The organism is Psychrobacter sp. Choline-02u-9 (genome assembly GCF_002836505.1).
Taxonomy (GTDB): domain Bacteria; phylum Pseudomonadota; class Gammaproteobacteria; order Pseudomonadales; family Moraxellaceae; genus Psychrobacter.
The window spans coordinates 140,432-165,635 of record NZ_PJBF01000041.1 but is presented as its reverse complement, the minus strand read 5'-3'; the positions used below and the strand labels follow the sequence as shown (position 1 = coordinate 165,635).

Annotated in this window: 24 protein-coding genes; 10 read left to right on the top strand and 14 right to left on the bottom strand. The window is 43.3% G+C overall.

Going from position 1 to position 25,204, the window contains the following annotated elements; all coding sequences use genetic code 11:
- Nucleotides 1–167 precede the first annotated feature (167 nt).
- Nucleotides 168–1,250, bottom strand: a complete 1,083-nt coding sequence (locus CXF69_RS03300) for a CNNM domain-containing protein (RefSeq protein ID WP_416374995.1) — start codon at nt 1,248–1,250, stop codon at nt 168–170.
- On the opposite strand from CXF69_RS03300, the gene CXF69_RS14620 reads away from it, so the two are divergent.
- The 7 genes from CXF69_RS14620 (at nt 1,177) to CXF69_RS03270 (ending at nt 8,768) form a co-directional block, all read left to right on the top strand.
- Nucleotides 1,177–1,374, top strand: a complete 198-nt coding sequence (locus CXF69_RS14620; protein WP_416374996.1) for a hypothetical protein — start codon at nt 1,177–1,179, stop codon at nt 1,372–1,374. The genes CXF69_RS03300 and CXF69_RS14620 overlap by 74 nt on opposite strands.
- Nucleotides 1,375–2,022: 648 nt before the next feature.
- Nucleotides 2,023–2,352, top strand: coding sequence for a preprotein translocase subunit YajC (gene yajC / locus CXF69_RS03295; protein WP_057759529.1), 330 nt, complete (start codon nt 2,023–2,025; stop codon nt 2,350–2,352).
- A gap of 392 nt (nt 2,353–2,744) precedes the next feature.
- On the top strand, nt 2,745–4,622 hold the full coding sequence (secD, locus tag CXF69_RS03290) for a protein translocase subunit SecD (RefSeq protein WP_101205370.1): 1,878 nt from the start codon (nt 2,745–2,747) through the stop codon (nt 4,620–4,622).
- A 9-nt stretch (nt 4,623–4,631) separates the two neighbouring features.
- Nucleotides 4,632–5,894, top strand: coding sequence for a protein translocase subunit SecF (gene secF, locus CXF69_RS03285; protein WP_102077945.1), 1,263 nt, complete (start codon nt 4,632–4,634; stop codon nt 5,892–5,894).
- Nucleotides 5,895–6,125: 231 nt separating this feature from the next.
- Nucleotides 6,126–7,532: an MATE family efflux transporter gene (locus CXF69_RS03280; protein ID WP_180952611.1), complete on the top strand. Its 1,407-nt coding sequence runs from the start codon at nt 6,126–6,128 to the stop codon at nt 7,530–7,532.
- Between the two features lie 155 nt (nt 7,533–7,687).
- Nucleotides 7,688–8,419, top strand: coding sequence for an AzlC family ABC transporter permease (locus CXF69_RS03275; protein ID WP_227543681.1), 732 nt, complete (start codon nt 7,688–7,690; stop codon nt 8,417–8,419).
- On the top strand, nt 8,409–8,768 hold the full coding sequence (locus CXF69_RS03270) for an AzlD domain-containing protein (protein WP_102077946.1): 360 nt from the start codon (nt 8,409–8,411) through the stop codon (nt 8,766–8,768). Before CXF69_RS03275 ends, CXF69_RS03270 begins: the two co-directional genes overlap by 11 nt.
- Nucleotides 8,769–8,886: 118 nt before the next feature.
- On the opposite strand, the gene purF is transcribed toward CXF69_RS03270, so the two are convergent.
- The 11 genes from purF to CXF69_RS03215 form a co-directional block, all read right to left on the bottom strand.
- Nucleotides 8,887–10,422, bottom strand: coding sequence for an amidophosphoribosyltransferase (gene purF / locus CXF69_RS03265; RefSeq protein ID WP_102077947.1), 1,536 nt, complete (start codon nt 10,420–10,422; stop codon nt 8,887–8,889).
- 236 nt (nt 10,423–10,658) lie between these two features.
- Nucleotides 10,659–11,156, bottom strand: a complete 498-nt coding sequence (locus CXF69_RS03260) for a CvpA family protein (RefSeq protein ID WP_102077948.1) — start codon at nt 11,154–11,156, stop codon at nt 10,659–10,661.
- Between the two features lie 30 nt (nt 11,157–11,186).
- Entirely contained in the window at nt 11,187–12,221 is a 1,035-nt protein-coding gene (locus tag CXF69_RS03255) for a quinone-dependent dihydroorotate dehydrogenase (RefSeq protein WP_057759514.1), read from the bottom strand.
- Nucleotides 12,222–12,435: 214 nt separating this feature from the next.
- The gene (locus CXF69_RS03250) at nt 12,436–12,837 is read right to left on the bottom strand and encodes a DUF4870 family protein (RefSeq protein ID WP_228706736.1); all 402 of its coding nucleotides are present in this window, start codon (nt 12,835–12,837) and stop codon (nt 12,436–12,438) included.
- 224 nt (nt 12,838–13,061) lie between these two features.
- On the bottom strand, nt 13,062–13,631 hold the full coding sequence (gene gspM, locus CXF69_RS03245) for a type II secretion system protein GspM (RefSeq protein ID WP_102077950.1): 570 nt from the start codon (nt 13,629–13,631) through the stop codon (nt 13,062–13,064).
- Between the two features lie 32 nt (nt 13,632–13,663).
- A complete protein-coding gene (gspL, locus tag CXF69_RS03240) occupies nt 13,664–14,935 on the bottom strand; it encodes a type II secretion system protein GspL (RefSeq protein WP_102077951.1) in 1,272 nt (423 codons plus the stop codon).
- 191 nt (nt 14,936–15,126) lie between these two features.
- Nucleotides 15,127–15,585 carry a SixA phosphatase family protein gene (locus tag CXF69_RS03235; RefSeq protein ID WP_102077952.1) on the bottom strand — a complete coding sequence of 153 codons (459 nt, stop codon included), beginning with the start codon at nt 15,583–15,585 and terminating at the stop codon, nt 15,127–15,129.
- Nucleotides 15,586–15,642: 57 nt separating this feature from the next.
- Nucleotides 15,643–16,935, bottom strand: a complete 1,293-nt coding sequence (locus tag CXF69_RS03230) for an NAD(P)H-dependent glycerol-3-phosphate dehydrogenase (RefSeq protein WP_102077953.1) — start codon at nt 16,933–16,935, stop codon at nt 15,643–15,645.
- A gap of 126 nt (nt 16,936–17,061) precedes the next feature.
- Nucleotides 17,062–17,721: a nitroreductase family protein gene (locus CXF69_RS03225; protein WP_102077954.1), complete on the bottom strand. Its 660-nt coding sequence runs from the start codon at nt 17,719–17,721 to the stop codon at nt 17,062–17,064.
- A gap of 121 nt (nt 17,722–17,842) precedes the next feature.
- The gene (gene zapE, locus CXF69_RS03220; protein ID WP_102077955.1) at nt 17,843–18,943 is read right to left on the bottom strand and encodes a cell division protein ZapE; all 1,101 of its coding nucleotides are present in this window, start codon (nt 18,941–18,943) and stop codon (nt 17,843–17,845) included.
- A 133-nt stretch (nt 18,944–19,076) separates the two neighbouring features.
- Entirely contained in the window at nt 19,077–19,736 is a 660-nt protein-coding gene (locus CXF69_RS03215) for an alpha/beta hydrolase (RefSeq protein ID WP_102077956.1), read from the bottom strand.
- A 302-nt stretch (nt 19,737–20,038) separates the two neighbouring features.
- Here CXF69_RS03215 and CXF69_RS03210 point away from each other — a divergent pair, with 302 nt between their 5' ends.
- The 3 genes from CXF69_RS03210 (at nt 20,039) to xseB (ending at nt 22,614) form a co-directional block, all read left to right on the top strand.
- A complete protein-coding gene (locus tag CXF69_RS03210) occupies nt 20,039–20,407 on the top strand; it encodes a hypothetical protein (RefSeq protein ID WP_102077957.1) in 369 nt (122 codons plus the stop codon).
- 370 nt (nt 20,408–20,777) lie between these two features.
- Entirely contained in the window at nt 20,778–22,310 is a 1,533-nt protein-coding gene (xseA, locus tag CXF69_RS03205; protein ID WP_102077958.1) for an exodeoxyribonuclease VII large subunit, read from the top strand.
- Nucleotides 22,311–22,368: 58 nt separating this feature from the next.
- Nucleotides 22,369–22,614 carry an exodeoxyribonuclease VII small subunit gene (xseB, locus tag CXF69_RS03200; RefSeq protein WP_101205385.1) on the top strand — a complete coding sequence of 82 codons (246 nt, stop codon included), beginning with the start codon at nt 22,369–22,371 and terminating at the stop codon, nt 22,612–22,614.
- A 94-nt stretch (nt 22,615–22,708) separates the two neighbouring features.
- On the opposite strand, the gene pncB is transcribed toward xseB, so the two are convergent.
- Complete coding sequence (gene pncB / locus CXF69_RS03195) at nt 22,709–23,935, bottom strand: nicotinate phosphoribosyltransferase (protein WP_102077959.1); 1,227 nt, start codon at nt 23,933–23,935, stop codon at nt 22,709–22,711.
- Nucleotides 23,936–24,207: 272 nt separating this feature from the next.
- Nucleotides 24,208–25,119 (bottom strand): ATP-binding cassette domain-containing protein, encoded by a 912-nt coding sequence (locus tag CXF69_RS03190; RefSeq protein ID WP_102077960.1) that lies wholly within the window; start codon nt 25,117–25,119, stop codon nt 24,208–24,210.
- Nucleotides 25,120–25,204 lie beyond the last annotated feature (85 nt).

The following is a 25,204-nucleotide window of genomic DNA, read 5'->3' as shown; positions in this document are numbered from 1 at the left end:
TTCTAGCCATAATAACTATGTGCTTTGTGATGCTTTACGGCTCTAGTTTGATAGTCAGCCCATAATGAGCTGACCATTGTTAAACCATCAATCTTTAGAACCATCAATACTATGGTTAAGTTATCAACGTTAGAGTTTGGCTTCATTAGGGCATAGTTAAGATTTCGTTAAGACTTAGGTTCGTTATTACTGTCTTCATACTGCTCATCATCGCTGAGCTTCATGCCTAAACGCTCTACCCGTCTATCCATCATCTGACGAGCCAAGGCCTGCATGTCTTCGACGCGGTCTATCTCATCAACAATCTCAAGACCTAACAATGTCTCAAACACATCTTCTAACGTGACCAAGCCTTTAACTTCACCATATTCGCCGACTGTAATCGCAATATGAATACGGTTTTTTAGCATCAACTCTAACAAGTCAAACAGCTTCATTTTAGAGAAGACAAAAGTGATGTCTCGTTGAAATTGCGTCAACGGCTTGTGCATAGCATGATTAACTTTAGCCAGTAGCATGTCCGTTTTTAGGACAAAGCCTGTAATGTTATCCAAATCACCATCATAGATTGGCAAGCGAGAAAACGTCAGCTTTGGACGGTCAACCAATAGCTCAGCAACGGTTTTATTTTCTTCGAATGCAAGCATCACTGAGCGCGGGGTCATGATATCTTCTACTTTAATAGCGCCAAATGCGAGCAAGTTACGAATGATACGCGACTCTAGTGGGTCAATTTGTCCTGATTCTTCACCGATACTAGCAAGAGCAGCAAACTCACGGCGGCTAAATGTTTGTGGTTCTTTACCGCGTACCAATAGTTTCGTCAGACGCTCTGAGAACCAAATTAACGGGTATAGCAGCAGGATGATGCCACGAACGAAATAAGCAACCAAACCACTTAGCTGACGCCAGTAAACTGTACCTAGTGTTTTTGGGATAATTTCAGACAAGAATAATATAGCAAGCGTCATGAGGGCAGAAAACAGACCAAACCACGCACTACCAAAGACGATCGTAGCCTGTGCACCCGCACCGATAGAGCCAAGTGTATGGGCAACCGTATTTAACGTTAAAATAGCGGCTAGCGACTGGTCGATATTGTCCACTTTGAGGCTTTTAAGCATTTCTGCTTTTTTTGGACTGGTTTCTTGCACATCTGCAATAAACGATGGCGTCATGCTCAGCAAAACAGACTCTGCTAATGAACAGACGAAAGAGACACCAATAGCGAGTAAGACAAAAAATATCAATAAAGAAACGCTAAGCGCAGTTGGTGCTGCGGGCTCGCTGGACGTTGATACAGCACCAGCTGCCCACACTGCCTGCGGTATCAGAAGAATTACCAATGCAGATAGTGCCGAAAAAGAAGTATAACCAAATCGAGAACTAGTAGTCATTCTCGAGGGAGGCTCTGCAGATGCGTCTTTACGATTAGCACGCGGACGACATAAACGAGGTACAAACATAAAAGTGGTGAACAAGTTAGGTAACCTAAAAAGAGTAAAAGGAAGATAATGTCATGAGCAATTTATATCGATTTTCAGATTGCTATTAATGAAGTAATAAAAGACCTCTGTCTATCGTATAAATAGTTACTCAAAGCTGATTTAGCTGATTTAATCGCTATTTCAAAGCCATACTATGCCTTAAAAAGCCTTATTATGGTTCAATACGTAGCATACTAAATGCAGGCAATCATTGCCATTTGATAGTAGCATTGATGATACCATTTCACAATAAGTCGCCATTTTTAAGTTTTTGTTTTTTGATGAATTTTATTACCCTACTATTAACGGTTGTATGACGACATCTTTACTAGCCAATTCATGACAGTTATTTAGTCTGAGGCTTTATATAGGTTATCTGAATATAGTAAAAACATTGTTGTCCTATCCGTTGGCTGATAGTATGCCTTACGCTAAGAAAAACACGCTCAGCCTATGATTAACAGTTACCAAGTCTGGGATTTTTTGTTACTATGCGTCTAATTTTATTATTGTCTATGACTTACTGAGAGATATTATGAGCTTATTTATTCAAGCTGCCCATGCTGCACCAGAGACTGCAGGTGCTGCAGGTCTATTCGGTCAGATTTTACTGCCTGTTGCGTTTTTTGCGATTTTTTACTTCTTGGTCATTCGCCCGCAGTCTAAGCGTACCAAAGAGCACCGTGCCATGGTTAACGCATTAACCGTTGGTAGTGAAATTATTTTTGCTGGTGGTTTAATGGGTCGTATCAAAGCAATCGAAGGCGATTACGCCGTCGTGAGCCTAAACAACAATACTGACGTCAAAGTACAACGTGCTTCTGTTATTTCAGTATTGCCTGCTGGCACGATCGAAAGCGTCTAATGAGAATGTTCACTAGCTTTTATTAGTGAAAATTTATTAGTGAACATTCAATAGTCGTCACATTAACGAATGTAATGACTAAAAAATGACCGTATATGATTTACGGTCATTTTTCGCTATTAACACAGTAAGGTAAAATTGCTATATAAATTAAGCTTACTGTTTAGATGTCCTATCTTTATCCAATCTAGCCATATGATTTTTGGTGACCAGATAAACAGACATCTGTATTATTTGCTTTACTGTTTTATGCGTTACTATCATCGCGGATGATCGCAATGGTGCATGATGACGGCTGCTGAACATAGCACTCGACCGTTGCTATCGCTAACTTCCCATCTGCTAACTTGTGGCCTACGTCGCCAGTCGTTTATCAACTTAAAGAAGTGATTATGCAATATCCCGCTTGGAAATACTTACTAATTGCCGTCGTGCTACTCGTTGCCGGTCTATATGCTGCCCCCAACCTTTACCCTGACGAGCCTGCTGTGCAGATTACGAGCGCAGCAGCAGGAACTCAGCTATCCGAAGGCATCTTAACCGAGTCTCAAAGCTTACTCGAAGAGGCAGGTCTAGATAACCACGATGGTACGTTTGAGGGCAACAGCGCGCTGGTACGCCTCAATAACCCAGTCGATCAGCTAAAAGCGCAAGAAGTGCTACGTCAAAACTTGGGCGAAGACTATGTCGTTGCCCTTAACCTAGCACAAACTACCCCGCAGTGGCTACGCGATATCGGTGCAAGACCGATGAAGCTTGGTCTCGATTTGCGTGGTGGTGTACGCTTTGTACTCGAAGTCGATATGGACAAAGCGCTTGAACAGCGTTTGACCAGCGCCAGTCGTGATATGCGACGTGAGCTACGTGCTGAGCGAGTAGCAATCAAAGGTATCAAAACCGAAGATCGCGGCGTGGTATTGCATTTTGCTGATACTGACACTCGTAACCGTGCCCAAAATGTATTACAAGGCTCAATGAGCAATACGTTTAACTTGCAGTCTTCTATTGATGATCAAGGTCCTGCATTGGTCTTATCGTATAACGATGCGACACTTGACGAAATCAATAGCTACGCGGTCAATCAGAACTTAACGACTCTACGTAATCGTATTGCTGAGCTGGGTGTTACCGAAGCTTTGGTACAGTCGCAAGGTGCTAGCCGTATCGTCGTTGAGCTACCTGGTGTACAAGATACTGCTGAAGCAAAACGTGTACTTGGCCGTACTGCAAACCTTGAGTTCCGTATGGTAGCAGAAGATGCTGACACTTATACTGGCGGTATACCTCCAGCGGGCACAGAGGCATTCCCATTCGAAACACTTGATGGTCCTCCTGTATTGTTAGATCGTCAAGCGATCGTCACCGGGGACAAAGTAACCAACGCGCAAACTGGCTTGGATGAAAGTGGTCTACCTGAAGTAAGTATTACCTTGGACAGTGCTGGCGGTAAGCTTATGCAGAACGCCACACGTACAGCTGTTGGCCAACAGATGGCTGTATTGTTCATAGAAAACAAACAAAGAATCACTTACGAAGAAGATCCAGCGACTGGTGAGACGACTGAAGTACGTACACCTTATGCTGAAACCAAAGTCATCAACCGCGCCAACATTCAAGCGGTATTGGGTTCATCATTCCGTATTACTGGTTTAGATAGTAGTGCTGAAGCAGCTGAGCTTGCGCTATTGCTACGCTCGGGCGCACTTGCTGCACCGATGTATTTCGTAGAAGAGCGCACTATTGGTCCATCACTCGGTCAAGAAAACATTGATAAAGGATTGTTCTCTACGCAAGTCGGCTATCTATTAGTCTTCGCGTTTATGATTATCTTCTATCGTCTGTTCGGTGTGATTGCCAACGTTGCGCTAGCCGTTAACGTTATTATTATCATTGCGATTATGTCAATTTTGGGTTCATCACTTACCCTACCGGGTATCGCAGGTATCGTTTTGACCATTGGTATGGCAGTTGATGCCAACGTGCTGATCTTTGAGCGAATACGAGAAGAGATTGCCAATGGTGTGCGGCCAAAATCAGCCATTGTGGCAGGTTTCGATCGCGCATTTAGCAGTATTTTTGATGCCAACATTACAACCTTATTGGTCGCGTTTATCCTATTTGCGATTGGTACTGGTCCGATTAAAGGCTTTGCGATTACGCTAGCTATTGGTATTGTCAGCTCGCTATTCACCGCTATTTTGGTGACACGTGCACTGGTACAAATTGCTTATGGTAAGCGTAAATCCATCAAAAGTCTGAGCATCGGTTAGGAGAATATTATGGCGATCGATAATAACAACCCTTTAGAACAGCAGAATAATCCTGATCGAAATGGCTCAAACGGTGACACGACCAATGCAAGTACGCGTCGCCGTAACAAACCGCGTCGTGATGGTAAAGGTAGCAATACTAAAACCAATAACCCTACTACCGCAAAGTCAGGTAAAAGCTCTAGTCGTCGCGGTGGTAAAGGTCAAAATGCCGAAGACAGTCAAGCACTGTCTACCGCTGTTGATTCTGACGTAATATCAGGTGACGCCGCTGATGATGCAGCAGCTGTCGCTGAAGGTGGCATCAAGGCAGTTGGCAACCAACGTATCATTCCATTTATGAAGATAGAAAAGCCGATGGCACTACTATCTTTATTTATGGTGATCGGTAGTATCATTGCTATCGCGGTAAATGGTCTGAACTTAGGTCTTGATTTTACTGGTGGTGTCTCTGCTGATGTTCGTTATGAGCAGCCTGTTGAGCAAGTTGCTGTTGTACAAGCACTAGCAGACAATGGCTTTGATGATGCGGTTGTACAGTATCTAGGTACGCGTGAAGAGCTATTGGTACGTCTACCTCCTCAGTCTGATAACGTCGATGGACTAAGCGCAAATCTGACGCAAGCATTGGCACTACCTAGCAATACCGCTACGATTAGCAACGTAAATATCATTGGTAGCCAAGTTGGTAATGAGGTTTATCTAAACTCAGTCATGGCATTGGTGTTGGCACTGGTTTGTATGCTCGGCTATGTTGCCCTACGATTCCAGTTCAAATTGTCTCTAGGTGCTGTACTGTCACTGTTCCATGATGCCGTCGTAACCATCGGTGTATTTGCACTATTCGGCTTCCCCTTTGACCTGACGGTATTGGCTGCGGTATTGGCATTGATTGGTTATTCATTGAACGATACCATCGTTGTCTATGACCGTATTCGTGAAAACTTCCGCCGTGTTCGCGGAATTACGCCAGAACAGACGATTGATTTGTCATTGACCGAGACGCTACGCCGTACGATTATGACCATCTCAACCGTTTTATTGGTCGTACTAGCCATGCTCTTCTTGGGCGGTGATGGGTTATACTGGTTCTCAGTAGCTCTATTCATCGGTTTGCTTGCGGGTACTTACTCATCAACTTATATTGCCAGTTCGATTCCGCTGCGCATGGGTCTGTCGCGTGATGATTTTATCGTAAAAGTAAAACCAGAGTTTGAAGAAGAAATCGTTACTTTCAATGATCCAAAAATGTTTGAGCAAGACAACGTTTAGTAAGGTATATTAGATGGTTTGATACGCTGAAATAGCGTGTTATCACATTCTATATAATTACTGATTGCACAGATACAACGTTTAAATAAGAGCACCTGACTTATGAATAATGAGTCTAGGTGCTTTTGTCTTTATAGCTATTTTGTCTCTTACATTAAATGTACTGCCTTACAATTTTATTATTATTTAACGAATATACCTCTTTATCGTTCACGTATAAACGAGTCACCCATGTCAGCTAATTCCGCAACTTCTCACGCGATGCCACCTATTGACACAAGCTATAAGCGTATTGTCGCGATTGCATTGCCTGTACTGCTAGCCAATTTGGCCATGCCATTGCAGAGCGTTATTGATACGGCCATTGTTGGCAATATGAATGACACAGCGAAACTTGCTGGCATGGGTTTGGCCATACAGCTGCTGTCGCTATTGCTTGTTAGCTTTAACTTTTTGCAATATGCATCATCTGGACTTGCTGCACAGGCATTGGGACAACTGGCGAATAATACTAGCAATGCATCAGCTCTATCAGTGCCCACGCCTTTGCTGTCTATCTTACAGCGCGCGTTACTATTGGCGTTTGTTATCGGAGCAATATTGCTACTGGCAAAGCCCTGGCTGATTGATTTTGGCTTACAAGCACTATCAGCCAATCCTGAGAGTGGACGCGCAGCGAAAACCTACTTAGACGTACGCTTTTGGGGCGTGATCGCAGAGCTGATGAATTTTGCATTTATTGGTTGGTTTGCAGGACAAGGTAAGACCCGTTATATGCTTTATCAACAGGGCTTTATTGCCGTACTTAATATCGTACTGACCTTGTTTTTTGTATTTGCAATGCAGATGGGATTAGCTGGTGTCGCACTGGGAACGACTATTGCATTTTGGTTTGGAATACTGATGGCACTGTGGTTGAGCCGCCAACATCTAAAAATATCGTGGTCTGTATTATTCAAAGCGGATCGACAGTATTTTACGAAAGAAAAGATGCTTAGGCTATTTTCTTTAAACAAAGATATCTTTGTACGCACTCTTATCTTAACGCTAAGCTTTGCTTGGATTACTCGACTGTCTGCGCAAAGCGGAGATGTCATACTGGCTGCTAACGCTATTTTATTGCAAGTATTAAGCATATCTGCCTTCGCTTTAGATGGCGTCGCTGTTTCTGCTGAAACGTTAAGTGGACAAGCTGCAGGGCGACGTGATTGGCCACGTTTTCGTATTATCATAAAGCGTACAGGCGTGGTTAGTTATGGTCTTGCTATCATGTTGAGCGCCATTTGGTGGCTTTCGATGCCTACGTATTTAGGATTTATGACCAATATTGAGTCGGTGTTTGCCCTCGCCTATGACTACCATTTATATGCCGTATTATTGCCTCTTGTCGGTGTTGGTGCCTATTGGCTGGATGGGATATTTTTCGGTTTGACGGCTGGTAGCGTGATCCGTAATGCGGCGCTGATACTGGCTGCTATTTTCTTTCCGTTGAGTTGGCTGCTCTATCAACAATGGGATATGACAGGTATTTGGCTTAGCGTGTGGTGTCTATTATTATTGAGACTAGTCATTCTAGGTGGGTTTTTGTACCGTGCCAATCAGACTGACAGCTATGAAAAACTACAACCTGAAGCTTAGTTAATTTTATACTATGTTTGCTCTATCAATTTTCGATAGAACGTTTTTATTAAGCTCGTTTTGCACTTTTTAATTTTGCAGCAATACCGTTTGAATCAATAATTTTTATATCAATAGATTTATAAAAATATCATAAGAAAAATTTAGGATGTCATGTGAATACTCATTCAAATGAATTAAGCCATCAACATGCAAACCGCTATCAATGGGCTGAGGGCTTTAAGAAAAGCTTGCCAGTTGCTATGGGATATCTGCCTGCCGGTATTGCCTTTGGTGTACTCGCACAGGTAGCAGGTATCCCGATATGGGCAACGATTATGCTCAGTATCGTTCTCTATGCTGGTGCAGCTCAGTATGCTTGTTTACCAATGCTGAGCGCGGGCCTACCGATTGGCAATATCGCCACCAATATTGCGGCGATTAATCTACGTCATGTATTCTATGGTATGCCGTTATTACAGTATTTACCAAAAAATAAGCTGGCCAAGACGTATTGTTTGTTTGCGTTGACCGACGAGACTTTTTCGATCATGACAAGCTTACCAAATGAGTCACGACGAGCGCTGATACTTCCTATCAGCCTATTTAACCAAAGCTGGTGGGTACTGGCGAGTACGGTTGGCGTAATGATTGGTAGTACGCTCAGTGATTTGGTGCCAAATTTAGATTTTGCGTTGGTTTGCCTGTTTGCAATTCTGGCTTATGAGCAATTTCAAAGTATCAAACGCTACTTCCCGATTGGTATTGCCATGCTTGGCTTAATCATTGCTTCGCTATTTACCAGTGACTGGTTGCTACTAGTAGCCATCACTATCTGTATGTTTATGATTTTGGTACGTGGGTTTTGGATAGAGCGTCAAAAGACGGGAGACTCTTATGACCAGTAGTTATCTTATTTTTGCTACGCTTGCCATGGCAGCTGTGACCTTTATCACTCGTGCGCTACCCGCACTGATACCTAGAAAGCTACTCGATACACCTTGGCTACACCGATTAAATGAGAGTTTGCCATTATCAGTGATGGTACTGTTAATTTTAACTAGCCTCTCTTATCAAGACCTATCGACGACTGTTGCTTTAAGCGATACCGAGTTGCATCTATTAATGGCACAAGTCGGCGCACTTATTTTGGTATTGTTTATCTATCATATCAGCCGTCAGCTTTTGGTCAGTATGGTTGTCGGTATAGCAGCAATCAATGGTCTATTTTGGTTATTTAGCAGTTTTCTAGGCTAAAACTGTTTCGACCATTTATATAAACGTCAGTACCATTGGCTATATTTTAAACATAAAAAAGCTAGATTCATTCAGAATCTAGCTTTTTGTTATCTGAAAACAATGGCTTTAACTTAGCTTAAAGCTCTTCTACGCCCATCATATCAACTGGGGTATCAGCCACTATTTGTACGCCTTTTTTACCAGTCTTGGCAGTATCGTTACGCTGCTCTTGCAGGTGATCAAGATACGCTTCATTGATCTGACCAGTGATGTAACAGCCGTTAAATACCGCACAATCAAAACCTTCCACTCGGCTATGTTTGGTATCTTTTACTGCATCGATCAAATCATCCAAATCTTGGAAAATCAAACGATCAGCGCCGATGATATCACGTACTTCTTCAACGCTATTGCCTGAGGCAATAAGCTCGCTACGTACGGGCATATCAATGCCGTATACGTTTGGAAATTTCACTGGTGGCGCAGCGCTGGCAAAAAACACCTTGTTAGCACCAGCATCTCGTGCCATTTGAATGATTTCATGACAGGTCGTACCACGAACGATAGAATCATCAACCAACAGTACATTTTTGCCTTTGAACTCTAGTGGCACAGCGCTCAGCTTTTGGCGAACTGATTTTTTACGCTGCTGCTGACCTGGCATAATAAACGTACGACCGATGTAACGGTTTTTCATGAACCCTTCACGGTACTTAACGTTCATTTTTAACGCCAGCTCCATCGCTGAAGTACGTGACGTATCCGGAATTGGAATGACCACGTCGATATCATGATCCTCACCCCATTCAGCAAGGATTTTATCTGCCAGTTTTTCACCCATGCGTAGGCGTGATTTATAAACTGAGATATTGTCCATAATCGAATCTGGACGAGCAAAGTACACATATTCAAAGATACAAGGCGTGTATTCTTTTTGCTCGACGCATTGATGCGTATGCAGCTTATGGTTTAAATCGATAAAAATCGCTTCGCCTGGTTTTACATCACGAACGATAGTAAAGCCAGAACCTGTCAATGCAACTGATTCAGAAGCAACCATATACTCAGTGCCGCCATTCGGTGCCATACGCTTACCAAAGATAAGTGGACGGATACCGTTTGGATCGCGGAATGCAAGTAAGCCATGACCAGTGATCAAAGCGACAACGCCATAAGCGCCTTCACAGCGTTTATAGACAGCTTTTACTGCTTCAAAGATATCATCAGCAGTTGGGTGTGTTTTGCCTAAATTCTGCATCTCATGTGCTAGTACGTTTAACAGTACTTCAGAATCTGAGTCAGTATTAAGGTGGCGACGATCTTCGATATACAAAGATTTGGCCAAATTCTCAGCATTGGTCAAGTTACCGTTATGCGCAAGGGTAATACCATATGGTGAGTTGACATAAAATGGTTGTGCTTCGGCGCTGCTAGAAGTACCAGCTGTCGGGTAACGAACGTGACCGATACCGAACTTACCAACCAGTTTCATCATATGACGATTCATAAATACGTCACGTACCATGCCATTTTCTTTACGTAGATAGAGTCGCCCATCTTGCAAAGTGACAATACCTGCTGCATCTTGCCCGCGATGCTGTAGCATCGTCAAACCGTCATAAAGAATCTGATTGACTGGTTCGTGAGCTGCAACTCCAATGACTCCACACATAATAGCTATATCCTATTTTGACTCATACATTAGTACGACAATAACGGCAAAATTAACGACAGTATATTGCTAAAATCATTCACTGTCGCACGCCGCTAACCTGATGATATTGTAAGAAACTTAACGAGATTTTTCGATAACCTATGTTTGATTATCAGTGACACGTGCAAAAATTTAGAAGTATAAAAAGAAGTAAAATAATAGACAGTCAGATAAAATAATAGGCAATTAAACAATTACGACTGATTGACCTGATCCCAAGCCATGCCCAATACATCCGATACTAGAGCCTTGCCCATCGGTGCATATGGCATCAGCTCAGGCGCTAGTACGGAGGTTTGCCACTGCGGCATCTGTACTAGCAATGGCGCACTGACGCTGAGTACAACCAAGACCATTAGTACGTTTTTGGCAGCACCCAGTACGCCGCCTGCCATTTTGTCCAAGACGCCCAAACGTAAGGTTTTGAGCACGCCTGAGAATACAAACGCTATCAGATGCATGATTGCCAATATGGCAATCACTACCAATAAAAAGGCCATTGCCATCTGTAACACAGGGTTTTGCACGATACCCGTTAATTGGGGCGACACTACTCCTGCCAGCCTAGTAGCAGCGATAAGGGCGATAAACCAACCTACCAAGCCTATTGCTGTTTTAATCAGTCCTACTTGAAAGCCGCGCCATAAGCCAATCAAGACAACGATAGCAATCACAATATCTAAACCACTCATGCTTTACGCCTTATTACCTTATTTAGTGGATTAACTTTCCATGGCATCGTAATAGCCACCGATTGCCTGAATGCAAGACTGCACTAGCCCAGGACCACGATAAATAAGCCCCGTATAGAGCTGTACCATGTCTGCGCCTGCTTCGATTTTTTTGACGGCTTTGGCACCACTATCGATACCACCCACGCCTATCAAAGCGACTTTACCATCTAACTGATCAGAGAACTGTTGCAAAATCTGAGTACTAATATGACTCACAGGACGACCAGATAAGCCGCCCATTTGGTCGCCATCACGCAAGTCTTCGACACCTACACGGCTTAGTGTTGTATTGGTCGCAATCAAACCATCAATTTCAAAGTCTATTAATTGCTGCGAGATATAGTCAACTTGTAATGGCTCTAAATCTGGAGCAACTTTAAGCACTAATGGGACATAAAAACCATATTCAGTAGCCAGCTGACTATGACGATTTTTAATCGTATCCATTAACTGAGTCAGTGCTTCACCACTTTGCAAATCACGTAAGTTTTTAGTGTTTGGCGAGGAGATGTTGACCGTAATGTATGAGGCATGCGGATACACACGCTCTAAGCAATACACATAATCATCAGCGGCTTGCTCTACTGGCGTATCGGCATTTTTACCAATATTAATACCAATATTGCCTTTATATTTACAGCGTTTGACATTGTCGATCAGATAATCAACGCCTTCATTGTTAAAGCCCATACGATTGATAATCGCATCTGCTTGCTTGATTCTAAATAGTCTTGGCTTGTCATTGCCTACTTGCGGTCTTGGCGTGACGGTTCCTACTTCTATAAAACCAAACCCTAACTCAGCCAGCGCATCAATATAATCGCCGTTTTTGTCCAAGCCTGCGGCCAGACCAACTGGGTTAGAGAACTGCAAACCCATACAGTCTGTTGGTTGCATTGACTGACCATACGCCAAGCCTAAAACACGCGCTTTATGCGCTTTATCCAATAAAGATAGCGTCATCTCATGGGCGTGTTCGGGATCCATATTAAACAAAAAAGGACGAAGTAAGGCATAAGACATAGTGATGGCAGACCCTGCTTGGAAGAAATAGTGAATAAAAAATGCGAATGAAATCGGGCGCAGCGATTATATCAGCTTAACAGAAATAAGAGCAAAGTTTCAGTCGCTAAATTTCTACATTTAAGCAGTAACCAATGCTGATGAGTCTCTGCTAAATAACGATAAGCTGCCGCTTTCTAAGCTAAAGACATAGCACAAAGGTACTATTAAACGTCTACGGTACTGGACGTCCATCAGTTAACGCAATCCAACCACGTATAATGCGATATAAATGCCAGATAAAGGTAAAAGTCATAATGAGCAAACCAAGACCAGCTAATAATATTGAGCCAATAGCGATATTGCCACTATCCGCCAATAAGCTAACGCCAAAGCCGCCTAGTGCGAAGGTAATCAAAATAATGCCAATGACGAACCAAACGATACTGTACCAAAAGGTCTTGATTTGCCAATCGAAATGCGTGGCTAACCATGACCCATTAGCATCATGGCGCTTGGCATAATTCATGACAATCGGCACAATCCACAGTAAACCCGCAGTAAAGTAGCTGATCACATATAAGAAATAAGTGATGTGGTTATAAGTAATTAACGAACGGCGCTTATCGTTGCTCATACTGTCCCGCATTATGTGAGGTTTTCCTTACTGGTAATATTTTTGTTCGATAGTCATATGGTTAACTATTTAATGGAGCCAGATAAATGGCTTTTCAATGATACCAACGATAAAGCATTATTTTGCTGTCGAGGATTGAGTGTCGAGTACTAAGCATACAGTGATATAAGTATCTAAAATTTCTGACATAAGCATCTAAAATATTTATCACAAAATGATGCATTTTAAGAAGTGACCGTTGCTTGTACCTGTATAGATTTATTGGTCAGGTCTTGCTGCATAGATAGCTGTATAAACTGCCAACCTTGCTGTTCAAGCTTACCCAGTGCAGTGCTGACAACCGCTTGACTAGGATGCGTAAAGCTCAGTTGCACTTCATCACCAGTCGCAACCACCTGAGCACCTGCTATACCTGAGTTATTGAGCAGCGCATTGATACGACTAGCAGGCGGCATATCAACCTCTCCAGTAGCGTTGTTACCAGAATTCAATGCACTACTATCAATATTACCTGCTTGAGCACGCAACCAAAAATAATCCGCCACTTGTTCCTGATAGTCACTCTTACTATCGCTCGCTGCTTGATGAACGCTATAGCCACCATAGCCGCCAATAAACAACAGTAGAAATACGGACAATATAGCTAATGCTAGCTGATCACGGGGAGGTAATGCTTGCCAGCGCGTCGTGAGTACATTTTGATAATTATTCATACGCTCTGACAATACATGAGCCTTAGTACTGGTTGCAGAGACCGCTGCATTACGTTTGATACGGCGTTGTAATCGTTTCATGTTTTGACCTTTATTACCAATACCTTGATGAGTTACGACGCTGCCGCATTGTTTGCCATGTCGCTGTTTTCTGCAATATTATTTTCTATCACATTGACAGTGACTTGACCACTAAACTGACCTTGCTCATTACTATTCACTTGCGCAAGTTTGGCATTTAAGCCTTGTGCTACCAGTGTGCTTGTGAATTTATCAAGACTACCGCGATCTGGAGCAATCAAGGTAAAGCTGAGCGCTGATGGCTGCATTACCAGTGACTGTGCATGCAATGAAGACTGTTTAATCAGCGGTGATATGCGTGACAGTGCCGCCATATGCGATGCAGGCGCTTGGCTATCGCTACGCAGTTTTGGTTGCAGCTGTACTTGCAATTTGGTGCGCGTACTCAGTGGCTCATCGGCAAACCAAGACTGATATTGTGCCGCAATTGCAGTCTTGGTTGCTGCGGTTGCTTGATTATACTTATACCACTGTACACCATCGGTTGCCATTTGCAGCACTAACGCTGATAGCGCAACCATCATCGCCACTCGCAAATATGGCGATAATTGTGAGTCAGTAGATTTCATAAAGAAATTAAGCGCGTGACGTTCGGGACTGTCAATTGGCTTAGGTACTGTAGGCAGGGTCGTCAGTAGCAGCTGATGATCAGCGATCAACGCTTTAGTTTGCGCTACTAAATCCATGGACGATGATGAATCTAGTAAGTCAAGCGATGCGTCAATAGCTGCCTCAATAGACGGCAGTACCATTACTTCACTCAAATGCGGGAAACGCTCAAACATTAGCGGTAAATAGCTGACGGCCATGCCCTGACGCAATGATTGGCGCAGCAGCATAGTCTGTGAATCTTGATAGAGAGCCACTTGCTGACCTGCGCCCTCTTCTGGCGGTGGCAACAATAAAAAATCTGGCAGTAACGCTACTATATTCATACCGGCTAGCTGCGCACTTTGCTGCCATGCCTCAATATCGTTTTGTGCCAGTGCATACAATTGCGTCGTATCAGCATGGCTCAATTGGCGGATGTTTAATTGCTCAATAGGTGTTAATGAAGTTTCTTCAAATAAGTACTGCTTGCCGCTATTACCCAGCTGTTTAAGCTGAGTAGCATTGAGCGCCGTGTCTACTTGCAACGCGTGACTTGAGGGGAAGTATAGACAAAGCGTCTTTTGGCTATTGGACTTATAGTTACCATAGATTGTTTGCAGCTGTTGCCAACCATCAACCATTTGCCATTGCTGTACATCTTCGTGCCAGACAGCTAGCGGGCTATGCTTCGCTCGTAACCAAACATGTAACACTAAACGTGTCCTCAATTATTGCTGCAGTTATCAAAATATCGTTAAGGATTGATGCGGTTTTTGAAACAGCTGGATGATTTTATATGATTAATAAAGGGCTGAACTTTGTACCAATACCATTTTAAATCCGTTATATTCAATCAACTATGCTCTAGCAAAGCGTTCCTAAGCAAAATATTAGAATATCTAGTCTAGTACGGCTGGTCAGGAACAAAACGATCAACTTCCGTTGCCATGCCAGTCATCACAAATTCCATATCAAACACTCTGGCTTCTGCTAAAGAGAACGATTCTGGATAGTCGCCTGTCAGCAATCCCGCGATATAAGCGACGATAGACATATGACAAACAACAACCAAACACTCAGCTTCAATATTGGCAATATCTATCAGAGCTTGGCGCGCATCATCCGAGGGCGTGATATTGTCCTGCACAGATGATAGTACTTGCGGCGCTTGTGACTGGAACGCAGATAAAGTCTGCTGCGCTCTCGTATAAGGGCTGACCACAAAACGATCTGGGCTATAGTGAGTGGTCACATACTCTGCCGTTTGCGCTGCTTGCTGCTGACCAAAGTCCGTCAGCTGACGCGCGCTATCTGGACGTGTCTCATCTTCTGCTTGACCATGACGTACTAATATAATTTTCATAACCTTCCTTGGAGCGCTGAGTTCGACTTTCTTAATACTGATTTTTAATGGTGTGTCTTACTTATCAGCATCGCCATCTTTGCTTTTGCTATTGCTACCAGAGGTTTTCATATGAGCCGTAAGCGCAGCATTGCTATGATCATGCGCCATGACAAACTCAACATCGCTACGGAATCCTGCTTCCATTAGATGTAGCGCAACGCCTAGAGCGGCCTTGTCTTCATAAATCACCGCATAGAGCGCATGAGTAATTGGCATATAGATACCCGCCTTGGTCGCCTTTTCATGTACTTGCTGAATGGTATTTACCCCTTCAGCGGTCTGGCCAAGCTTTTTGACCGCGGCATCTATACTCATACCGCGTCCAAGCATATTACCGATACGATAGTTACGACTTAGCTCTGAGCTACAAGTGGCGTATAAGTCGCCTACCCCTGACAAGCCCAAGAAAGTGAGCGGATTGGCACCTTCCTCAACGCCAAAACGACTCATTTCTGCCAAAGCACGAGTAAGAATCATCGCTTTAGTATTCTCACCTACTTCATAAGCTGCCGCCATCCCCATGGCAATTGCGTAGATGTTTTTTAGCGCACCGCCAAGCTCGACGCCGCGTATATCATCACTAGCAAATACTCTAAAGAAGGCACTATGTAATGCTGCTTGCACAGCATGACGTAATGGCTCTGACTCACTTGCGATAACCGTAGCAGACGGCATATTTTTCATGATTTCTATGGCGAGGTTAGGCCCTGACATGACGCCAAAATTCACTTCTGGTAACACTTCTTTGATGATATCACTCATCATCGCAAAGGTGTCTTTTTCCATGCCTTTAGTCAACGATACAATGGACTGACCACTGATAAAAGGTGCGATGTTTTTTAGCGTTTCGCGAAAGGCTAAACCTGGCACAGCGATAAAAATAATGTCTTTATCTTTGACGCTTGCCGCCAAATCATGGCTGTATTTCAATCGATCATCAAGCTTATAGCCCGGTAGATACTTTTTATTGGTCTGTGTTTTGGCCATTGCTTTTACCGTACGCTTATTACGTACCCACAGCGTGGTATCACAGCCATTACGTGCGGCTAAATTTGCCATTGCCGTACCAAAGCTACCACCACCCAAAAACGCCAAACGCAGCTTGGTTGGATTGCTATGAATGTCGGCCATATCCTTTGCCACAGCTGATTCAACAGGACTAGGATTTGACTTTTTACGGCCGAGACCTGACTTGGTTGCTCGCTCAAAAATACCTGCAAGCATACCATTCTGCTTTTCAGACGACTCTTTGTCCGTTTCATTATTAGCACTGGTGTTGTTTTTATTACTATTGTTAGGGCTTGTCATGTTCTTTTATCCGTGTTGACTGACGTATTATCAATAGAATCTATCGTGCTCAGCGACTGGCCTTATTATCTTTGAATTACAACTTTGTGAAATTATAATCTTATAAATAGACAGCACTAAGCTACATTACGACTCGAAGCGAACTAGCGGTTCGATATCAATAGGTTTGCGTTTGGACTCATCCTTGGGACTTGTGCCAGTATAAACAAAAGCTGTCACATAATCATCTGCGCCTACGCCAAAATACGCTTTTACTGCAGGCTCATTACATAACAGCCCAGTGCGCCAAACGGTACTAAATCCTTGGGCCTTTAATGCCAAGATTAGATTTTGTACAGCAGCACCCGCACTGAGCATTTGCTCAAAAGGCGGTACTTTTTTGTGTTCTTGCATTTGAGTTACAGCCGTTATGATTAGCGGCGCTCGCAGCGGCATATTTTTAGTTTTAGTGATGGTTTTTTCAGACAACTCTTCGCCATCTTGTAGCGCTTTTGCTTGGGCAGCTTCGAGCAAGGCACGGCCTAATTCATGGCGCGCCTCACCTTGCGTCACGATGAAGCGCCACGGACGCAACTTTTTATGATCTGGCGCAGTTGCCGCACACTCAATGGCAGATTCAATCTGCGCACGCGTCGGGGCTGGCTCATCTAGATTGCCCATGCTGCGTCTTGAATTGATCCAACCTATCAGCTCATCACTGGTAGATGAGATATCATTCGCTGCTACATTCTTAATAGACAGTTTGTTGTCTTCAGTTTCTTGGCTTTCATTGTCAGTTGTAGTCATTGTTTTATCCTTATTTATTATTATCTATCACTACTTATTATTTATAATATCACTTTCTTATTTTTTAACCGCTATAGAGCAGTTGAGAGCTACACATAGGCAGTCTCAACTCAGCGATAAACTACGCAACATCTTCGACTCGGTGGTCCATGCGTAGATAGTCCTCTGACTGCATCTCAAGCAGACGTGAGCGAGTACGTTCAATCTCAAACGCCAATTTTTCTCCTTGGTACAAGTCTAGAATCGGCTGCTCTGCCCGTACCAATAGTTTTACACGGCGATCATAAAATTCATCGACGAGATAAATGAAACGGCGCGTTGGATCACGCAAGTCGTCATCTAGCGCTGGCACGGAGTCAACTAAAACAGTACTAAATCGTTTGGCAAGCTCAATAAAATCAGCGGCTGATCGCGGCGCCATACAGAGATGACGGAAGTCACAGAATAGGATATCTTCGGTACAAGCGTTGATTTTTACTTCTCGTCCATTGATAGTAATGGGCTCTTTACTGATTTTCTGATTATTCGACAAGCTCGCAAAACGGTTGGCTAACCAATGATAGTTCGCCTTAGTAAGTGGCGCTTCGTATAGCTCAGCTTGTTGCAATACGCGCAGACGATAATCAATTCCCGAGTCGATATTCATTACCGTCGTATGACGCTCAACTTCCGCAATGGCAGGCATAAAACGGTCACGATGTAAGCCATCTTTATACAATCCAGCTGGCTCAATGTTTGAGGTAGCAACCAAAGTTATACCGCGATTGAACAGCATAGTGAACAAATCGCCTAATATCATGGCATCAGAGACATTAGAAACAAAAAACTCATCAAAACAGATGATAACCGCTTCTTTATAAATAATATCAGCGACTTTTTCGAGTGGATCGCTCTCACCTTGTAGTTTGTTAAGCTCTCTATGGACACGCTGCATAAAATGATGGAAATGCAGACGCATCTTGCGCTCGATGGTCAACGAGTCATAAAACATATCCATCATCCACGTTTTACCGCGGCCAACACCGCCCCACATATAAAGACCCGTTGGTGCGGCAGGTTTGGATTTTAAAAAGCCAAAAAAACCTTTTTTTTGCGGTGCACTATTGATGAGCTGATGGTATATCTCATCAAGATAGCTCATGGCCTGAAATTGCTGCTCATCCCGAGTAAACTCATCTGTACTGACGGCTTTCTCGTAACGTTGCAATGGAGATAAACTCATAATACGACTCATCGTTGGATTAAATAAATATCAAAATAATAAGATAATTTAGCATAACGCTGGTGCTAGCAAGCAAGCCATGCTAAACCATATCAAAACGAAAACTATGAAGCTGAGCTAGGTAACAAATAAATTAGCTATTCTGCCCAAAGCTATGCTTGTCTAATAAACCTTTGAGCTCTGATAAGCGACCATGGAAGAAATGACCCGCGCCATCGACCACGCTGACTTCAATGCCTAATCGGTCTGCAAATTCCTGCATATTATCAGGTTCAATCACCTCATCCGCATTACCATAAATCTCAAAAGTTCTATCCGCAGGCAGACTAATATCAGTACTGTCATTTTTTTCGACTGATGGTGCGATAAGGGCAATTTTCGTCACTTCAAAGTCACCCAGCCCCCATATATGTGCGGCCTCAAGCACTTGTTCAGCCACGCGTGCTGTGACATAGCCACCAAAAGAAAAACCACCTAGCCATAGCTTTCGAGCATTGGTTTGTTCAGCAATCCATTGTAGCACGGTCATTGCATCGACCACTTCACCTTCCGCGTAATCATGCTCGCCTGTCGATTGACCAACGCCGCGAAAGTTAAAGCGCACCACATGCATACCGTTGTCACGGGCAAAGCGATACATAGTGGTGACCACTTTGTTATTCATCGTACCATCAAACAACGGATTAGGATGGCACAGCAGCGCCACCGTGTCTGTATTTGGATCATTAGGATTGTCATTTTGCCACAGTGCGTCAACCTCGAGCACGCCAGCAGGAGCAGGAATTAATTGCATAGTATTACTTATTAATAAAAAATGAATGGCTCAATTATCCTAGATACAATTTATATTTCAAGTGATTTGCTGTGTACGGATGCGACTTGTTTTATTTTTGGTCAATAACGGTTGTCTGTAGTTTTGCAATATTGCTGTTCTTGAGGTTGCAAATTGATTTATATTCAGTGCAAGGTTCATCGGCAATATACCCGTAATACAGCACACAATAACTGTCTAGACAGGTAATATCTAGATAAGCTACATTCATAAAGCTTTGCCTATAGCTAAGACGTTCTGTTTATATAAATCAGGAATTATTTATGAATACTTGTAATAAAACTGCCAGTTTGACGGCAACGTTAGTGGCTGCACTTGCTTTGAGCGCCTGTCAAAGTACACCTTCTTCACCCGTGATTCAGCGTGCCAATTCTATCTATGAGACAACAGGTATCGCTGACACCAAAGTCAAGGCACAACAAAATGCGATCGATAGTGCTCAAAAAACCTGTCGAAGCAAGCAAGTGATTATCGTTGATGATAATGTAAAATATAATGGCATCTTAAACGAGCGTACTGGCCGTATGGTTGGTCAAGTAGGTGCTGTTGTTGGCTCGATATTTGGCACGGGTACACCAGATTTGTCACGCAGCGATGATTACGAATACACCATTAACTTCCGTTGCCAATAAATATCGTCAATACCATATAAATCAGATACAGTGTCAGGCTCACTCAGTCTATTATTTGTAGCACTTTCACTTGCCTTCCTTGTATCTGAATTATCTCGAACCGACTATATCTAGCTAAAAATATCTATCTACTTTTCTCTACACGACAATCTCTTTTAGACGCAAACAGGTTTACGATCTAATCGCTAACATTAAGTGACATACAATCGCCCTCTGATTAAACAGCCAACAAACTGCGATATAGATAATATATCAATCAAAGCTTGTTGGCTTCGCTTTTTGTACTCTCCTTTTTAAGTTAAACTATCCTCTATCGTATTCAGCACATCCTCGTCAGTCTTTATATTTTCATTATCTTTGGTCTAATATTATGCGTAAACCCAATCTTTCAAATATTAAACAAGCCAAAGTATTAGCACCTGCCAAAGATTTGGCCACTCTAGAGGCGGAACTCGCTGAGCAGGAAGACCATCTAGAGGATACGGTTCTACGCCTAAGTGATTATTTATCAGCGGTTGAGATGGTCATCAAACAAACTTTTGATCACCGTGTCTGGGTAAAAGCTGAAATTCGTAATCTGTCGAGTAAAGGTGGTCATTACTACTTTGAACTGGCAGAAAAAGATGACGATGGCAAAGTGGTCGCTAGCTGCCGTGGCAATCTATGGCGTTTTAAAGCTGCGCGTGTATTAGCTAAGTTTGAACGCGCGACTGGTATGCCGCTTGAGCGTGATTTGACCGTACTCCTTAAAGTATCGGCAGGGTTCCATGCCCAGTACGGCTTTTCAATCACGATTGAAGATATCGACCCCAGTTATACACTAGGCGACTTGGCACGGCAATATGCAGAAATGGTTGACCGCTTAACAGGCGAAGGGCTCTTACATCTCAATCAGCAGTTACCTGCTCCTTTTGATATTGAGCATGTGCTGGTCATCGCCCCTGAAAAGGCGGCTGGTTTAGGCGATTTTCAAGCAGATGCCAATCGCTTAGCTAGTACAGGTGCGTGTCACTTCCACTATCATAATGCGACTTTTCAAGGCAATCATGCGCCCGCTGAAATCCGTCAAGCCATCGTTAGCGCCCAGCAGCAGTTTTATGAAATTTATCAGCGTCTACCAGACTTGTTGGTTATTATTCGCGGCGGCGGTGCGGTTGGCGACTTAGCTTATCTCAATGATTATGAGCTGGCAGCTTTGGTTGCTGAGCAGCCTATTCCTGTCTGGGTGGGCATCGGTCATGAGCGTGACAAGGTCATCTTAGATGAAGTGGCACATACTAGCTTTGATACACCCTCAAAGGTGATTGCTGCTATCCATAGCCACTTGGCCCAGCTCGTCACTCAGACGCTACAATATCAAGCTCAAATCAAGCAAGCGGCACAGCGTCAATTGAATACTGCCGAGCAACAAACCGCACGCCAATTAAGCCAAATACAGTCGCAAACGATTGGCCAACTAACCGCTCTACGAAAAGACAGTGATTATGCATGGCGCAGTATTCAGCAAAGTGCCCAGCGTCAAGTAAAGCAAGCTATCAGACTGACAGCTGAGCGATACACACAAACGCAAACCTTGGCGCATCAACAGCTCGCAAAAGCCGCTACCAATAGCAAAAGTCATCAAGAGTCAATCATGCAAAACGCACAGCAGCAAATTGTGCAAGCACAGCGTGATAGCGAACATCTACGTGATATTGTGCTATTACATCGACCGTCTCGCGTACTCAAGCAGGGCTACACCATGCTCACGGATGCTAAAAACAAGCAAATACTCACTAGTAGTACCCAACTCTATCCTGAGCAAACCGTCAATATCATTTTAAAAGATGGCAACGCAAAAGCGCAGATTATCGATGTCACTATGGATAAAGAAGCAACGGAAACCTCAGGCGCTCTAACTTAACCACATAATAATATCTACAGATTACTCATCTACTTATCTTTAAAAATTAGGAAATTTTATGACTACCCCTACTCGTCGACGCAAAAAAGCCGCCCCAAAAACCTTTAAGGCGGCTTATGATATTTTAAAAACCAATGCGGCTGAACTACAGCAACAAGATGAGCCTGATATTGATAATCTAATGACAACGGTTGAAGAGTCTATTGCCGCTTATCGCGTTTGCGAGACTCGTATCAATGCTGTACAGCAAGCATTGGATGCCGCCTTTGCCGAAGAAAAATCTACTAGCAGTGTTGATAGTTAAATAAAAATCAGCCACTAGATAGCAGCTGATTGGTCAAACCAAGCGCATCAATCTTATTTGGCACATTTGGCAATGCAACAGTTTGATATTCGGTTTATTCTGGTTCGTCAACTTCAAAGACTTGGCGCAGGTAGGCAAGATACGTGTCGTTATTAATCATGGTCTTGCCTGGGCTATCAGACAGCTTGGCGACTGGCTGACCATTGCACTCTACCAACTTAAGCACGATATTAATCGGCGTAATGCCCATATCATTGGTCAGATTGGTGCCGATGCCGAAACTGGTTCTAATGCGACCTTTAAAGTATTGATGCAGCTCCCACGCCTTCTCTAAATCTAACCCATCGCTAAAAGTCAAAATCTTTGTCTTTGGGTCTATCTTTAGCTTCTCATAATGGGCAATCGCCTTATCGCCCCAGATGTAAGGGTCGCCGCTATCATGACGCAGACCGTCGAATAGTTTAGCAAAATACAAATCGAAATCACGTAAGAACGCATCCATGCCGACTACGTCTGTCAATGCAATACCTAAGTCGCCACGATACTCATGCACCCACGCTTCAAGCGCGGCCTTTTGTGAATCTCGCAGACGCACATCTAATGCTTGAAACGCCTGCATAAACTCGTGCGCCATGGTGCCTATTGGCGTCATTCCTAATTGCTTGGCCAAATATACGTTTGATGTACCACCAACTATCTTTGGCTCGGCTTTATGTAGTGTCTCTACGACATGTGCTTGCCAGCGTCGACTAAAGCGTCTACGCGTGCCAAAATCAGCGACGATAAATGGCGGTGTATACTGACCGTACTGGGTTTGCTTTTCGGCATATTGATGTAATAGCGCTACTTTTGCATCGAGGCGACGTTGTCCTTCTTCAATCACGCTGTCATTAGATAGCGCATTAAAATACAGCTCATTGACAATAGCCAGTACAAATACTTCAAAGAACATCGCTTGAATCATCGGCCCTTCGATATCGATAAACAGGCGACCTTTATCGTCTGTACTTACCGTAATAAAACGACGCTTTAGCTTAAACAATTCTAGATAGTCAACGAAATCTGAGCGAATAAAGCGTAAGCTACGCAAGTACTCGAGCTCATCTGGCAAAAATCGCAATTCGCATAAGCTGTCTAGTTGCTGCTCTAGATCTTTTTGGATATCAGCCAACGGATAGGCTGCATCTTTGTTATTACGGCAGCGAAAGCGATAAACACCATGGGTTTGCGGGAACTGATGCAGCATGGCTTGTAACATCGTAAATTTGTACAAATCATTATCAAGCAATGAAGTAATAATAGGTGCATAAGAAACGGTCATGCTATGGCCTTAAAAGTGCAAAATAAGAAACAAACGTCATTTGATAGACAAAGCGACATCATATGTGGACGATAAACAATACACGCTCATTCATTATGAGCCATCGATAAGCCGTTCAGTATAACGAAATTTGGTATTTATTTCAGAGTTCACTTTTGATTGCAGAAAAATGACGTCGAAATGCCAGCAAAATAATTACGATTATTTAAACCATTTATAAAAATAACGTATAAGTCTATCCAGACAACCTATTCATGGATAGTTAACACGGCTTACGCTTTTGCACTCATAAACTGCTCCACATAATCATCAGCAGGATTATGCCGCAACTCGCTTGGCGTCCCCGTTTGTATGAGTCGACCGCCATTTAGCATACTGATACGCTGACCTACTTTGACAGCTTCATCGATGTCATGGGTAATAAATACAATGGTCTTGTTCAATCGATCTTGTAATTCGAGTAGTTGGTCTTGCAACTGAGCGCGAATGAGCGGATCAAGTGCAGAGAACGCTTCATCCATTAGCAAAATTGGATTGTCAGTGGCCAAAGCACGCGCCAGACCCACACGCTGCTGCATGCCTCCCGACAGCTCGTCAGGATAGCTATGCTCCAGACTAGGTAGCCCAACCTCATTTAGCCAATACCGTGCAATTTCGTGGCGATCTTTGGTACTCATTTTTCGCACGCGTAGACCATAAGCGACGTTTTGCATAACTGTCATGTGTGGCACGAGGCCAAAGTGCTGAAAGACCATACTGACGGTCTGCTGACGATAATGCTGCAACTGCTTATCGTTGAGCGCTAAAATGTTAATAGCCGTAGCAGAACTTTCTTCTACTACCGTATTTACATTATCTGTCGCTGATTGCCTATCAGCCATCTTGTGGGTCGCATGGTCTCTATTCAGAGCAGTATCTACCCATATCTCACCACTGGTTGGATCTATCAAGCGGTTAATATGGCGTATCAGCGTTGACTTGCCAGAGCCTGATAGACCCATGATGCAATGCAACTCGCCTGCCTTAATATCTAGATTGATATCATACAGACCAACTGAATAGCCCGTTTGCTCTTTTACTTTGATGCTATCCATACCCTCAGCCAGCAATGCCAATGCAGACTGTGCTTGCGTGCTACTGGCATTATAAATCTTACTGATATTTTTTAGTTGAATATGATTCATCGGTGCTCTCACTATTCACGTGGTTTTTATTATCAGGGCTTCGGTCGATTACCATGGTTTCAGTCATATGCCACCATTACACAAC

What these genes read in the sequence shown, in the direction of transcription:
- CXF69_RS14620 (WP_416374996.1), top strand. Translation starts at nt 1,177, where the DNA reads ATGCTCAGCAAAACAGACTCTGCTAATGAACAGACGAAAGAGACACCA.
- yajC (WP_057759529.1), top strand. Translation starts at nt 2,023, where the DNA reads ATGAGCTTATTTATTCAAGCTGCCCATGCTGCACCAGAGACTGCAGGT.
- secD (WP_101205370.1), top strand. Translation starts at nt 2,745, where the DNA reads ATGCAATATCCCGCTTGGAAATACTTACTAATTGCCGTCGTGCTACTC.
- secF (WP_102077945.1), top strand. Translation starts at nt 4,632, where the DNA reads ATGGCGATCGATAATAACAACCCTTTAGAACAGCAGAATAATCCTGAT.
- CXF69_RS03280 (WP_180952611.1), top strand. Translation starts at nt 6,126, where the DNA reads ATGTCAGCTAATTCCGCAACTTCTCACGCGATGCCACCTATTGACACA.
- CXF69_RS03270 (WP_102077946.1), top strand. Translation starts at nt 8,409, where the DNA reads ATGACCAGTAGTTATCTTATTTTTGCTACGCTTGCCATGGCAGCTGTG.
- purF (WP_102077947.1), bottom strand. Translation starts at nt 10,422, where the DNA reads ATGTGTGGAGTCATTGGAGTTGCAGCTCACGAACCAGTCAATCAGATT.
- CXF69_RS03260 (WP_102077948.1), bottom strand. Translation starts at nt 11,156, where the DNA reads ATGAGTGGTTTAGATATTGTGATTGCTATCGTTGTCTTGATTGGCTTA.
- CXF69_RS03255 (WP_057759514.1), bottom strand. Translation starts at nt 12,221, where the DNA reads ATGTCTTATGCCTTACTTCGTCCTTTTTTGTTTAATATGGATCCCGAA.
- CXF69_RS03250 (WP_228706736.1), bottom strand. Translation starts at nt 12,837, where the DNA reads ATGAGCAACGATAAGCGCCGTTCGTTAATTACTTATAACCACATCACT.
- gspM (WP_102077950.1), bottom strand. Translation starts at nt 13,631, where the DNA reads ATGAAACGATTACAACGCCGTATCAAACGTAATGCAGCGGTCTCTGCA.
- CXF69_RS03235 (WP_102077952.1), bottom strand. Translation starts at nt 15,585, where the DNA reads ATGAAAATTATATTAGTACGTCATGGTCAAGCAGAAGATGAGACACGT.
- CXF69_RS03230 (WP_102077953.1), bottom strand. Translation starts at nt 16,935, where the DNA reads ATGACAAGCCCTAACAATAGTAATAAAAACAACACCAGTGCTAATAAT.
- CXF69_RS03225 (WP_102077954.1), bottom strand. Translation starts at nt 17,721, where the DNA reads ATGACTACAACTGACAATGAAAGCCAAGAAACTGAAGACAACAAACTG.
- zapE (WP_102077955.1), bottom strand. Translation starts at nt 18,943, where the DNA reads ATGAGTTTATCTCCATTGCAACGTTACGAGAAAGCCGTCAGTACAGAT.
- CXF69_RS03215 (WP_102077956.1), bottom strand. Translation starts at nt 19,736, where the DNA reads ATGCAATTAATTCCTGCTCCTGCTGGCGTGCTCGAGGTTGACGCACTG.
- CXF69_RS03210 (WP_102077957.1), top strand. Translation starts at nt 20,039, where the DNA reads ATGAATACTTGTAATAAAACTGCCAGTTTGACGGCAACGTTAGTGGCT.
- xseA (WP_102077958.1), top strand. Translation starts at nt 20,778, where the DNA reads ATGCGTAAACCCAATCTTTCAAATATTAAACAAGCCAAAGTATTAGCA.
- xseB (WP_101205385.1), top strand. Translation starts at nt 22,369, where the DNA reads ATGACTACCCCTACTCGTCGACGCAAAAAAGCCGCCCCAAAAACCTTT.
- pncB (WP_102077959.1), bottom strand. Translation starts at nt 23,935, where the DNA reads ATGACCGTTTCTTATGCACCTATTATTACTTCATTGCTTGATAATGAT.
- CXF69_RS03190 (WP_102077960.1), bottom strand. Translation starts at nt 25,119, where the DNA reads ATGAATCATATTCAACTAAAAAATATCAGTAAGATTTATAATGCCAGT.